This is a genomic window from Nonomuraea jabiensis (genome assembly GCF_014204795.1).
GTDB classification, from domain to species: domain Bacteria; phylum Actinomycetota; class Actinomycetes; order Streptosporangiales; family Streptosporangiaceae; genus Nonomuraea; species Nonomuraea jabiensis.
The window spans coordinates 905,868-918,688 of record NZ_JACHMB010000001.1 but is presented as its reverse complement, the minus strand read 5'-3'; the positions used below and the strand labels follow the sequence as shown (position 1 = coordinate 918,688).

Annotated in this window: 11 protein-coding genes; 4 read left to right on the top strand and 7 right to left on the bottom strand. The window is 61.5% G+C overall.

Annotated features, from left to right (window positions below; translation table 11 throughout):
• Nucleotides 1–1,166 precede the first annotated feature (1,166 nt).
• The 4 genes from HD596_RS04000 to HD596_RS03985 all read right to left on the bottom strand — a co-directional run bounded on the left by HD596_RS04000 (nt 1,167) and on the right by HD596_RS03985 (nt 5,333).
• On the bottom strand, nt 1,167–1,502 hold the full coding sequence (locus HD596_RS04000; protein WP_185067934.1) for a hypothetical protein: 336 nt from the start codon (nt 1,500–1,502) through the stop codon (nt 1,167–1,169).
• A 125-nt stretch (nt 1,503–1,627) separates the two neighbouring features.
• Nucleotides 1,628–2,371 (bottom strand): hypothetical protein, encoded by a 744-nt coding sequence (locus HD596_RS03995; protein ID WP_185067933.1) that lies wholly within the window; start codon nt 2,369–2,371, stop codon nt 1,628–1,630.
• Nucleotides 2,364–3,485: a trypsin-like serine peptidase gene (locus HD596_RS03990; RefSeq protein WP_185067932.1), complete on the bottom strand. Its 1,122-nt coding sequence runs from the start codon at nt 3,483–3,485 to the stop codon at nt 2,364–2,366. The genes HD596_RS03995 and HD596_RS03990 overlap by 8 nt, the downstream gene beginning before the upstream one ends.
• A gap of 732 nt (nt 3,486–4,217) precedes the next feature.
• Entirely contained in the window at nt 4,218–5,333 is a 1,116-nt protein-coding gene (locus tag HD596_RS03985; protein WP_185067931.1) for a helix-turn-helix domain-containing protein, read from the bottom strand.
• 275 nt (nt 5,334–5,608) lie between these two features.
• Between HD596_RS03985 and HD596_RS03980 the strand changes: the two genes are divergently transcribed.
• The 4 genes from HD596_RS03980 to HD596_RS03965 are packed head-to-tail and all read left to right on the top strand — an operon-like array spanning nt 5,609 to nt 9,478.
• Nucleotides 5,609–6,601: a CBASS oligonucleotide cyclase gene (locus tag HD596_RS03980; RefSeq protein WP_221519176.1), complete on the top strand. Its 993-nt coding sequence runs from the start codon at nt 5,609–5,611 to the stop codon at nt 6,599–6,601.
• On the top strand, nt 6,598–7,107 hold the full coding sequence (locus tag HD596_RS03975) for an HORMA-1 domain-containing protein (RefSeq protein ID WP_185067930.1): 510 nt from the start codon (nt 6,598–6,600) through the stop codon (nt 7,105–7,107). Before HD596_RS03980 ends, HD596_RS03975 begins: the two co-directional genes overlap by 4 nt.
• Nucleotides 7,104–8,012, top strand: coding sequence for an AAA family ATPase (locus tag HD596_RS03970; RefSeq protein ID WP_185067929.1), 909 nt, complete (start codon nt 7,104–7,106; stop codon nt 8,010–8,012). Before HD596_RS03975 ends, HD596_RS03970 begins: the two co-directional genes overlap by 4 nt.
• A gap of 44 nt (nt 8,013–8,056) precedes the next feature.
• Entirely contained in the window at nt 8,057–9,478 is a 1,422-nt protein-coding gene (locus HD596_RS03965; RefSeq protein WP_185067928.1) for an SAVED domain-containing protein, read from the top strand.
• A gap of 165 nt (nt 9,479–9,643) precedes the next feature.
• On the opposite strand, the gene HD596_RS03960 is transcribed toward HD596_RS03965, so the two are convergent.
• From HD596_RS03960 to HD596_RS03950, 3 genes are all read right to left on the bottom strand, one after another.
• Entirely contained in the window at nt 9,644–9,802 is a 159-nt protein-coding gene (locus tag HD596_RS03960) for a hypothetical protein (protein WP_185067927.1), read from the bottom strand.
• Nucleotides 9,803–10,306: 504 nt separating this feature from the next.
• On the bottom strand, nt 10,307–10,519 hold the full coding sequence (locus HD596_RS03955; protein ID WP_185067926.1) for a hypothetical protein: 213 nt from the start codon (nt 10,517–10,519) through the stop codon (nt 10,307–10,309).
• Nucleotides 10,520–11,457: 938 nt separating this feature from the next.
• On the bottom strand, nt 11,458–12,312 hold the full coding sequence (locus HD596_RS03950) for a hypothetical protein (RefSeq protein ID WP_185067925.1): 855 nt from the start codon (nt 12,310–12,312) through the stop codon (nt 11,458–11,460).
• Nucleotides 12,313–12,821 lie beyond the last annotated feature (509 nt).

Here is a 12,821-nt window from a genome sequence, read left to right as displayed (position 1 = left end):
CCATCCCCGCGTGCGTGGGGAGCACTCTCGCTGAGCTGCGGCGTTGTCAGCGCAGGAGCCCGGAATCGAGCACTTCCAACGAAAAGAACATAACGGTCATTCTGTGTATCAAGCTGCTGTAGGTCGTTCCAGGCTGCATCATCACGGCCTGCCGGGCAACTCTTGCCCCACTGCGACCGGGGTTGCGCGGTGTTCTCACGTAAAGCTGCTCGGCTTCACCGTCATCCTGACTCCGGCCCTCTGACTCCTACTGCCCCGCCCAATCATCCTCGACATTGCTCGACTAGGTTCGCTGCCGCCTGCCCCGCTAAGGGTGTTACCGGGCAGTTCTCCAAAGCCGATGGCTGCCAGTCGGCGCATAGGTTGTGGCTTCAAACCATGCAGAACGGACGGCGACCGCGTCGACCGCGCGTGAACTCGACCGAAGGCGGCTTGATCACCTCTTGGACGAGTCTGCGCCCAAGTCGGGCGTGTCCCGCCCGACAACCCTTCCACCATGCCCTTCGGCTGGGTGTCGCTCGCAGCTACCTTGACGATTTGGCCCCAGGCAACCGACACCCGGCAGTGCGAGCCGGCTCATTTCGATCACGCTGTCGGCCCGCCAATGTGCCGGACGCGTGCCGAAGAGCATCTGACGAGCATGAACTCGGCCATCTCCGCCTCACGCAAGACGGCCGAGAATCGAGCAAGTGCAGGTCAGATGGGGTGTGGAGTGGTAGGGCGCCCTGTTCTCGAACCCGGAACCTACGGATTAAAAGTCGCAGTTCTAAACACCGTCCACTATCGGATCGTGCCGCAAAGTGTCGTGGTGCCACACATTGTCCGCTGTCAAAATGTCCAAGAATGCTAGCCAGGGTTATGCCGTATCAAATGCCGATGAGCATCCAACGAGCAACCATGGGGCGGATGGCATTCCTTGACCGTTCCCATTTACAGGTGATTTATGGCGGACAGTCAGGCTGCCGCAGCCCGGAGAGCCAGGGCGCCTCCGCCACTCGTGATCGCCTCCGGCAGCGAATGCGTGACGGTCAGTCGCCGCCCCACGCCTCGAAGGCCACGCGACTACTGCTGGCTCGGCACGCAATTGGCCAAACATCGCCGGTGACCATGCAAGCTGATCACAAGCCGGACTACCTATGCCGATGTCATTATCGGCAGGCGCAGGGTTATGGCGGGCAGTCCACCACCTTGCCCAGGGTGTTCATGAGCTGGCGCACCGCATTCAAAACGTCATTTTGAAAGCGGCGACGAGCGCGAATGAAATTCTCCAAGTCTGTAAGACCGTGCGGCTCATGACGGGCGAACTCGGCAAAATCCAGCAACGCCTGGTGGGCAGCAGTGGCAGCGGCGCGAGCGTTCGTCCAGTCTGGATCAGAGGAAGATCCAGCCATTTTTATAATCTTCTGACGAAGATCCCTGGTTCCGTCCTCGGGAACAGGTTCGCCTTCTTCTTGTAGCCACAATCTGGCATGCTCGGGAGTCAGAGTGTCGAGTTCAAGCACCTCCTGCCACTGGGGCAAGATCGTGCGTAGGTAACGGCATAGCTCATGCTGATCTCCGTTGCCGGTCTCGGCCGTATGAAGGTGGCGCTCCCTGCCCGCTCGCGCCTCCCCCATGGTTCACGCGGCTATCGTTCATGCGGCGTCGTGGCGTCGGACTCGGCGACAAGCTTTTGCAGGGTGCCGCGTAGGTTCTCGATCAATGATGGAACGGTACGTCGTGCTCTCGCGCGTTCAGCTTTCGGAGCGTCGATCGCATTGGCGGTACGGAGGGCGGTGAGCAGCTCCGACGTCTGTTCCTTCGCCCGGGTCATGGTGTTGACGCGCGGAGCGGATAGCAGGGGTGCAATCGCCGAAATGTCCTTCAGACTGGTGCTGAGGGAGCGCAGCAAGCGGTGAAGGGTGACTGGATCTCCTGCGGGCAGTTCGCCGCGGGTGCGGCGGGCGACGGCTATCACCTCGTTCAGAGCCCACTGGGGATCATTTATGGGTAGGTAGCTCACCGTGGCCGCCGGACTATCACTGGTGGTGGAAACGTCAGCCGACGTGTCGACCTCGATCGTGTGGAGCGCGGAGCGAATACGGTCGTGGTAGCCCGCCACGGAAGTGTCTGCCAGGACGGCGTCGACCAGGGTACGAAGCTTTCCAGCGCGGGCGGCCACACTCATAATTTGCTCCCACAGCGGTTCGCCGGAGCTGTGACGCCAGTCGATCCCGCTCTCAAGCACCGGGAAACCTTCCACGGAGGCAGCGAGCACACGCGCCTGATTTCCATCCTGATAGGCGCCGGCCAGATGGCGGCACAGGTCGCGGATCGGCTGGTAGGACCAGGGCAGTGGTGGCGTGTCCAGCATCGGGATCGCCTTACTCACTGTCGAACATGATCCCGGCCTCGCGCAGTCCCTCGGCCACCGCCCGGATCGTGGTTCCGACGTTCACCACACGCCGTTCGCCCTTGAGGATGACCTCGTCGGAGGAACTGTGCAGACCGATCACGCGCCACTTGTCGTCGAATACGGGGCTTCCGGAAGAACCGCCTTCGGTGTCGGTGAGGTACTGCAAGTGGTCATTGCCTACGTAGACGACGGTGTTGTGCTCCATCGCGATCTGCTTCGGTTTCCCGTTGGGATGTTGGATGATGCACACCTCCTCACCCACCATCACGCGGCGAGGAGCCAGAAGAAGGGGGAGGTTGTGTGCGGGCGCGGGACAGGGCAGCTTGATCGCCGCCCAGTCGAGGTGCTTGTCCCCGACGGCGGTAGCGGGGTCAGCGTGGAAAATTACCTCCTTCTTGCTTCTGCCATCGGGGCCGGTCTCGTAGTCGAACCACACTTCGGTTACGTCCGCACGCTCGTCGTGGTGCTCTTTGTCGAACAGCACATGGAAGTTGGTCAGCACGACGTCACGGGAGATGAGAAAACCGCTGGCGGTAAAATTGCCGTTGCTGAAGCCGGTCCGCAGCCGCACCACCCCTGGAGCAACGCGAAGAGCGCTGTGCAGGAAAGACATGTCCTTCAACGTGGGACTGCTGCCAGTCTGCCGCTCGGCGTATTCCAGATCGACGCGGGGAATGGCGTCCAACAGAGCCTGCCCGCCCAGCAGAAGCTCCTCCGGAGGAGGTACGGCCGGCACTGCGGAGATGAGCTCGGTGATTCTCGTCCGGTAGGCGGACGCAGGCGGGTCGTCCAGGATGCGGTGGATGAGCTCCGTAAGCAGGTCGCGGTTGCGGGCAGCGGCCAGGAGCGCATGCCAGGTCATGCGTGCATTGTCCCCGTAGGGAATCTCCCCGGCCGGAAACTTCGCAGCCGCGGCGATTGCCCTGATGTCGTTGTCGCGGTGGTAGATCTCAGCCAGCAGGTCTCGCAGTGCGCGGGCCTCGGGAGCGGAGTAGTCGAACGGGAGACTGTCGAGGATGCTGTCCACCAAGCCCACCTCCAGCAGATCCGCGTATCGTCCACGATTCACCAGAGCCGTCCAGACGTCCATAGGCGCGGCCTTGACTGGTCATGAACCTGTGGGTGCCGGAAACTCGGCCAGCAAGATGACCTGCGGTTTGGTGCATGAGCGTCCGCTGGCTGTGCTGGGACGCTGATCCGGGGCGGCGGTGTTGGACGTTCAAGCGCCACAGAGAGGGCGACCTGCCACCCATCCCTAGCTGCGATCATTGGTCCTTCGGATGGCTCGAGGAGAACCCGCTGTGGGGATATCGCCGGATCGCCGGGGAACTCACCGGCCTGGGGTACCGGGTCGCTGCCTCCACCATATGGCTCATCCTGAAGAAGGCCTGCATCGACCCGGCGCCGCCGACGCACGGGGCCGACCTTCACCGAGCGTCACACCAGGGACTGGGCCGTTCAGCGAGTTCGGAACCCCATAATCGAGCTAGGAGGCCGGGACGGAGGCCTCCGGTTCCTCAGCCGGGACCGGGATGCGAAGTTCACCGCCACGATTGTCTCGAACTGATCACCAGTATGCGCAGGTCGCATAGAGTGGCCAAGTTTCTGCGCCCACAGGCTGGGCGGACCACACGTTCGAACACTTCTTTGACCGGTTCGGCGCCCAACTGCCGCCGGGCCTGCGTCACCGCCCTCGCGTCGGAGGTTCCCAACTGCGAGCTCAGTATCAACGCTTGCATCCCAAGCTCGTGCAGCAACGCATTAGCCGTAAGGACCAGCTCCACGCCGCTTTGGGCAAGCTCGGGCTGCGCCCTAAGGCGAATCAAAGCTCTACACGAGGCCGCTCGATAATGTCGCTGTCTAGCAAAGTATGGATATCCAGTTCGGGAAGTCCCGACCGGTTGATAAATTCACGAAACGAGATTCCTGTCGTTTCCATCAGAGCCAGCGCACGGTGTAGGAGAACTGGAACTTCTGGATTTCCTAGAGCGCCAGGCTCCACTTTTCGCCATCCTCGTACAGACAAAGCCTTCCATGCCTGCGCGTAGGTGTGCTCACTCATGACACCGAGCGTCTTTGCTCTGACCAGGAGAGCGGCCAGAGAGACATGCCATTTCGCCTTCAGGTGGAGGAATGCGGGCCAGTCGAGTCGATCTGGGAGCTCATTTCTAATTTCTTCAGCTGGCATGAGGAACGCGGCGGCAAACTCGTTAGCTTGATTCTCGGTCAGCTTGTCGCCGATCTTGCCGTTGACACCGTGTAGAACAAGATGGCCTAGCTCATGCGCAGCGTCGAAGCGCGAGCGGTCGCGCAATCCTTTGTCTGCTCCCAATGCGACAACAGGCCTGTCCGAAAAGTCTACACAGAATGCATCGACTTTCTCGATGCTGACGCGAAATCGGACTACAACGATTCCATTCCTCTCTAGGAGCCTCACCACATCGTAAATGGGACCAGCAGGCACGTTCCACTGGTGTCGCACCTGAGCTGCAGCCTGTTCGACGTCACTAGATTGAATCGAAACGTCTTCGTCGACGGGAATGCGCGGCAGATTGAGGCTCGGAAGTGCAACGTACTTCTCAAGTTCGAGAGCGAGTTCACGTGCGAGGTGGACAAAGGCCAGCGCTTGTTGACGATCGCGGGGAGAGGTGGATCGGAGGCTTCGGAAGAACCCGCCGACTTCCTCTTGGACGGGTGGGCGAGCTGGAGCTGCGAAGAAGGGCAGCGGCACACGTAGGACCACCGAAAGCCTGTGCAGGGTTGATGAAGCGGGCCTGGCATGTCCGTTCTCGAATTGGCTGATCGAGGCTGCGGTGACAGAACCGACCTCCCGGGCAAGCTGCACTTGGGTAAACCCCCGAAGCTCGCGCGCCAATCGCAGCCTTGTGCGGTCGAAAAGGGCCGCGATGTCGCGGGGGTCAAGCTGAGGGTCGCTCACGTCTCGTCTCCGAACCAAGGTCCGGTCCGCTGGCAGGCGGACGGTCTACTTGTTTGATCCGCTCACATCTTAGGCTCGCCTTCGTTACTAGTCAGTCAAGTTAGGTGGTCGATACAGCCTGAGTGGAAGGATCCTTCTTTACTTGGGGAGGTACGGAGTCGTGTACGCTACCGATGTTCGAGAAGATGATGTTCAAAACTGAGGTACGTCGCGGCGGGGACGGGGTCGAAGCCCGAAGGGCGGGCGTACCGACGAGGGCTACAGGGGGTGCGGATGTGGCGCTGAAGGTGACACATGCCTACGTGAAGGCTTTCGCGGCGCGCGTGGTTAATCTGCCGCGCGACATGGCAATTGACAAGCGTAAGCAAGTGAACACGTTGCGCGATCGACTGAAGTCGCACATCGCGGCTAATCCTGGGTTTTCGCTGGTGAAGATGCTCCATGGGGGGTCGGTTGCCAAGGGGACTGCGCTTCGAACCTTCAACGACTTCGACGTGGCGATCTACGTACAGCGTGACGATGCCCCCGTCGAGGAGGCCGAGATCGTGGAGTGGATCGCCGAACGTCTCCGTGAGGCCTACAAGGGGTTGCTCGACCCCTCACAGATCACGCCAGGCACGCACTGCGTCAACGTCTACTTCAAGTCCAGCGGCACCAACGTCGATGTCGTGCCGGTGCTCTACGAAGGCGACCCCGATGACCGCGGCTACTTGATCGCCAAGGAGGCGGTCGACCGGACGGATTGGTTGCTCACCAGCGTCCGCCTGCACCTGGCCTTTGTCCAAGCCCGCAAGAACGCCTGTCCTGAGGACTGGGCGCAAGTGGTGCGTCTGGTGAAGTGGTGGGTGCGCGAGCAGAACATGAGTAGCCAGGGAGACAAGTTCCGGTTCAAGTCCTTCATGATCGAGCTGGTCTGCGCACACCTGCTGGACACTGGACGCGTCGACTTCACCGACTACGTCGGCGCGCTGGAGGGGTTCTTCGACTACATCGTGAGGACCGAACTGCGGGAGCGGATCGCGTTCGACACGTACTACTCCGCATCGGAACTGCCGAAAGAGAGGGTCGGGGAAATTGAGATCTTCGATCCAGTCAACCCGACGAACAACACCGCTCGCCTCTACGAGGATAGCGATCGCGTCCGAATCGTGGACGCGGCCGAGGTCGCCTTGGACGCGATCACTGAGGCCAGCTTCGCCACGACGAACGATCAGGCCGTGAAGTGCTGGCAGGCCGTGCTCGGCAGCAAGTTCCGGGGTAAGGAATGACCACGTCCTACACCCGCGCGGAGTCGCAGAGTTACAGCCTGGCTTCGGCCAAGTACGTCGCCTCAAAGATCGCCACCGATCTGCGACAGGTGCAGCGCTACTATGGTTCGCCCTCCGATGACGACATCGAGGATTATGCCTTGGAAGCAGCGCTGCTCTCGTACGGCCGCTACGTGGACAAGATCATATATGGGTTCCAGCGCAGCGGGAATTGGATACTTTCCTTGGAGTACACCAGTGCTGACGGGACCCTCGTCGCCGACGATCGTGCTGGCGGTATCTACCGCCACGCCAACACCGACGGGGCCATTTTCACCAGCTACCTGTACTACAGCTGGAAATGGTCACAACTAGTCGGCGCCGATCGAGACGATTTCGTCGAGCTTCTGCCCTTCGCTCGCACCAGTGCCCCCGCTCCGGGTTACACCGGGGGCTACCACACCTCCGACCGCACCTACTCGGCCCACGGGACGGGATTCAACAGGAGCACGTACAGACCGCTATGACCACCAGTCGCGAACTCTTCGAGGACGACCTCGATCTCCCCGACCCCTCAGCCCAGCAGCGCTACGCCCGCTTGATCGGGCTCGACCCCATCAAGGCCCGTTTGGCGAAAGAAGCCGAACTGATTCTTCAGCCACACCTGCTGCAGGAGTGGAGCCTCCGCACCCACAAGACGGTGCTGCCCGCAGTCGACCGTCTAGCCCACCGCCCTCCATTGATCATCTTCGCCGGCGACGTGGGCACCGGAAAGACCACGCTGGCAGAGACCTTCGCCGATGCTGTCGCCCGCCGACACCGCATTGATGTGCGCGTCAAACGGCTGAGTCTGCGCGCCCGTGGGACCGGCGCCGTCGGTGAGATGACCCGGCTGATCGGGACAGCGTTCGACATCGTGCTCGACGAGGCCCGCACCGCCGGCTCAACAAGACCCACTATCCTGATCATCGACGAGGCCGATGCCCTAGCCCAATCTCGCGAAGCCAGCCAGATGCACCATGAAGACCGGGCTGGAGTGAACGCGCTGATCCGCGGCATCAGCCAGGTCGCAACCGAGGTATCCGGAGTGCTGGTGATCATGTGCACCAACCGGATTGGTGCCCTCGACCCTGCGATCCGTCGCAGGGCCGCGGCCGAATTCGATTTCAGTCGACCCAACGACACTCAGCGTGCTGCCATCATTACGGACCTCTTCGAGGGAGTCCCTCTTAGCTCGTCGGACTTGAGGCAGTTGGTCGAACTGACAGGTCCAGGAGACGGCGGATACGGCCACACTTACTCTGACCTGGTCGACCGAGTCCTCTCGGCGACTTGCCTGGCCGCATACCCCAGCGATCCCATCACCGCTGAACTCATCGCCGAGCAGATTCGCATTTGCCCTCCGACGCCTCCGTTCACGGCACAGCCATGAAGCCCCTGCCCAGCGTGAACCGCCCGAGTTCGAGCGGCGCTCGCTTGACCGGCGACGACGTGCAACACGCCGTAGCATGGCACGCCGCCCTACGTACACTGGTTCCGCACACCGGAGTCCAAGCCGTCACTGTGGAGGCTGCTCAAGTCGGCAATGTCGATGACGTCGTAGTCGCCAAAGAGCCTGGCCCCAACGACTACCTCCAGGTCAAAGCGACGGTATCCGCAGAACGAGCCGCGACCCTCGACTGGCTGTGCGAGCCGACCCGGTCTGGAGGAGCGAGCATCCTGCAACGATTTCACCATGCCTGGAGCGACCTCTCTCGGAACGAGAGGCACCCCCAGTTGACCCTGGTCACCACTCGCTCCATCGATCCCGATGATCCGGTTCTGACCCTGCGAGATCGTCATGATCGACTCGGCGAGCGACTCAGATACACAACGACAGCCAACGCCTTGGCGGGCCGCGGCCGCCTCATGGAGCATTTGGGCTGCTCCGACGACGAACTCTTCGCTTTCCTCGCCAACCTCCGACTGCGCACCGACGCCTCCGAAGCTGTCTGGAAAGACCATATCGCCGAAATCAGCTACGCCGCCGGAGTCCGCGCCGACGAAACTGCCTACCGGCTCGGTATCGCCGAAGTCCGGGAATGGGTTAAGACCAACCGCGTCGAAAGAAGAGCCAGCGATGTTCGTGACGCAGTCGACCGACTTGGCCTCCACGCTACTGAACCGTTCATCATTCTTGCAATAAACTGTCTCGACGAGTATGCAGCGAACTCTGACGCTGCGATCACTCTAACCTGGATGGACCGGTTTCGCGGTAGCGAAGCCCGCAACCGCCGAGGCTTGAAGAATCCGCAAGAGTGGGACAGCATCCTTCGGCTACAACTCATCGAAGCGCAGCGGCAATTGCGAAGCCTCCGTGCTCGTCGCATACTCGTCACGGGCACCATGCGACTTCCCACCTGGTTCACTGCAGGGGTGATCTTCCAGGAGACCGCAGGGTTCACCGTCGCGAAAATCAAAGACGGGGAACTTTGGGCCCGGCCGACCGGCCACGTAGAGCCCGCACCGATCTCTCTTTCTTGTCCGCTCAGCGACCTGCCGGTCGGGCAAGATGTCGCTCTCGCTGTTGCAATCGCCGCAGACTTGACCGTAGACGTCCGCCAATATCTTTCCTCAACTGGCAGCGATATTCCACTCCTGACAGTCCGGCCATCCACAGGGACATCCAATTCGAGTATCACGGGCCTGGAGCACGCCTTTGGAGTCGCACTCGCCATTCGTGATCTTGCCCGGGAGATCGCGCGCACCATCAAACCCCCAGTGCTCCACCTCTTCCTCGCCACACCTTCAGGATTTGCAGTACTTCTAGGTGGCATCTGGGATCGTGTTCCCAGCACCCAAACTTACGAAGATCTCGCAGTTGACGGTTACGAGCCAGCCTTTCTCATTCCCAACTAGTCGCACTGCGTGTTATCTGAAGCGCGAGTCTTTTCCCGATTTTGTGGGTATCGCTTGAGAAGGCGATATCAGTGGCGCGGTCCCTGTCCCGCTTGGAACATGGCTTGAACTGCGAGCTCGGTTTTGCTCGAATGCGCCATCGTTTGTGTCTGCTATAGCCAGTAACTACACGGCGCTCTTGCCTCTGAGGACGCCACCGAGTCGGGCATTGGTGACCAGGACGGTGTTGTTATCCGCTGCATCAGCGGTTTCCCGGTCGGTCAGTTCGGCACTGTTGTCGGCTCGTAGTCGTGCATCGGAGATGAGGTCAACCAGCGCGGCCACCGTTCGAGGGGCGATAGCGCTAGCTCTATCGGCAACGCTCACACGGCAGAAACCTCAACTCTGTGGGCCATCGTCCACCGGGGCACCGTCCGGTCTCAGATCCTCTGCGGCGCACATCGCAGGCCCCAGCAACAGTGTGGTTGATCGTGGCGCTCTTGACTTGAGTCCCTTGTATGCAATCTGGTTGCGTACGGTGGCAATCTGGTGTCAGGTAGTGATATGCGTGGGTGGGCGAAGCTGAACGAGCGCCAGATGGCGACCCTGCGCCGCATCGTGGAGGGTGAATCGGTCACCGCCAAGGACAGTGATCTGGCTCGTACCGTGTATGCGCTCCGGGACAGGGGATTGGTTTCGACCCCGCGGAGAGACGGGGTCTGGATCGCCGAGGTAACCGAAGCAGGACGCTTCTATCTCGAGCATGGCTACTACCAGGGCGCTGCGGCTCTGACATCTCCCACCGTGACTTCCAAGGGGGGAAGACGACCTGCCGACCCGAGGCCGCCATCACCTCACGTTTTGGCGGCTGAACTGATTAAGCGCTTGCAGGACGAAGGTGGGACGCTGCATGTCCGTGACCCGGACGAGGCCACCAGGGCGCTTCATCGACGGGCCTTGGACGCGGCCAAGCGCCAAGGAATGATCCCTGAAGGCTTCCGCCTCCTGCATACCGGTCGCGACCGCGGGGATCTCATCCTTCGGCTGGAGGATGCCGCGCATCCCGACGAGACGGACTGGAACCGCATCCGATTGAGCGCCCGTGACCTGATCACTGACCCTCACGAGCTTGCGGACTGGCTCCGGGAAGATCGTCGTTCCATCGACGTCACCGACGCGACGATCGGCCGCGCCCTGGAAGTGGTACGCGCCTTAGCAGCGGACCTGTTGAAACGGGGCCATTGCATCGGCATCTCCAGGCGGGGCAAAACCACGCGGCCTCCACGCGCACGCGCGTGGGCACCAGTACGCGCTGAACGTCAAGGAGGAACTCGACCACGTCCCGCACGTATACACCGAAGAGGAACTCCGGAGCCGAAAACTCTACACCTGGCAACGGGTCACGCCCGAGTACGACGAGGTCCCTTCGGGCCGGCTCAGGCTCGAGCTGGGGGAAGGGCGTGGTCTGCAGTGCTGGGCGGATGACAAGCGTTCACGTCTGGAGGACAAGATACGAGCGGCCGTCAAGGAGATTGAGCGGCGCGCTGAGGCTGACGAGCAAGCGCGCCTGCAGCGAGAGAAAGCTGAGCGGGAACGTGCTGAGAAGTGGCGACGTCAGGAGGAGGAACAGCGGCGGCGGGAGGCGGAGCGGCAAGCAGAACGCGAAAAGGAACGTGCGCGGGCCGCCAACCAGGCAAGGGAGGAGCACAGGCGGCGAGTCTTCAGCCAGGCGCTGGAGGGATGGGCCTGTGCCGCGGCGATCCGCGAGTTCTGTCTGGGGCTGGAAGCACTTGCGGCGACGCTGCCTGCGCAGGAGGCAACGATTACGCAGTGGGTGACATGGGCGCGAGCACAAGCAGATCACATGGATCCCCTGCACACGCCGAGCGTGCTGACCGAGGCGAACTTCGACATCGAACCGACGCCGGAGGCCCTGCACCGCTACCTACGGGAGGAAAGCCGAGGTGAACGAGAATCACGACCGGAAGAACTCGCCGGCGTCAGATATGACGATCTCTATCCATCAGCATGGCGGTGGGGACGCCCAGGTCGCTTTCAATGGTGGCGGCGGTAGCCGTAGCCCCGCGCTTGCGTAGTGCCTCGACCGCCCGGTCCAGGAGCTTGCCAAGCCGCACAACTTCGTTGCGCAAGGCGATCAGCTCATCGAACCGCTCAACAGCTTCCTGCCCGCACCACTGCCGCACCAAGGCGTGCACAGGTTCGCGCTCGCGCAGCCGTACTTTGCGTTCCTCGCGGGCGCCCTCCCAGGATTGCTGGTAAGGATAGTTGTAGAGGTTCTCCGAACGCAGTTCTGCTTCTTCCCGGTGGATCGCTTCTATGATTCCTTCGGAGAAGGTGGTAGCGATCGTTGGCATCAGTCGCCTTGCTGCTCGCCAAGGGCTAATCAGCGTCCCATGGCGATCACGGAAGGCGAGAGGGTCGTCGGCTAGTTCTTCGACGGTGAGTCCGAGGCGATCAGCTACCCCCGCGGGCTTGTCGATCCGCAGGACCCCCGTCTCGGCCCTGCTTCGTCCGAGAACCATTCGTCGGCCAAGCCCGCAGTCCTTCACTATGAGTAACGCGGCTTCGTACTCCACCGTGTCGCCAGCAGCAGACGAGACCTCTCTGACGGCCAAAAGGCGCCGCTCGTCGTTGAGCCGCGGTTCGATATCGGTCCAGCGGTCGAGCAGACAGGTGTAGGAGACCCACTCCTGTAGCCCAGCGTCGTCGCCGTCCAGCCGACGGATCCTGATCGAATCGTCGCTATCCCGAATCTTCACGATCGTGACGCGGTGCACGGGATCGCCCAGCGCCTTCGGCCGCTCGCGATAAGCCCACTCTTCTCCAACCTCCATGCCTGACAATAACTCCGATGGTGTTACCGCGCGGTCACTTTGCGCGATATGCGGTCGGCCGCTCTGCTGCGACCGGTGATTCCTGTACACGACGGGCGGAGCTGTATCGATTGGCAGCAGGTGCAGCAGGCAGCATCGTGCTGACCTCTGACACCTACACCTCGGTCCTGCCCGAACTCCATCGCGAGACGGCTGGGGCCACGGCACGCCTGATCCTCACTACAGTGCGAAAAACAGTTCATAGGCTGCAAAAGCCAACGATCCAGCTTCGGCGTCGTCCCATGAGCCGGCCGCTACGCTGACTGCTTTGCCGGAAGGCCTGGTGGTGTCCGTTTGTCCCAGAAGTGACCCAGTTATGACCCACCTCTTGACTCCTTGATCAAGTTGGTGGGTGAACCTGCAGGTTGGAGTGGTAGGGCGCCCGGGGCTCGAACCCGGAACCTACGGATTCAAAGGGCGTTGATCACAAAAGTCAGCCCGCTCTACACTTTTCGCAGATGATTGCATCG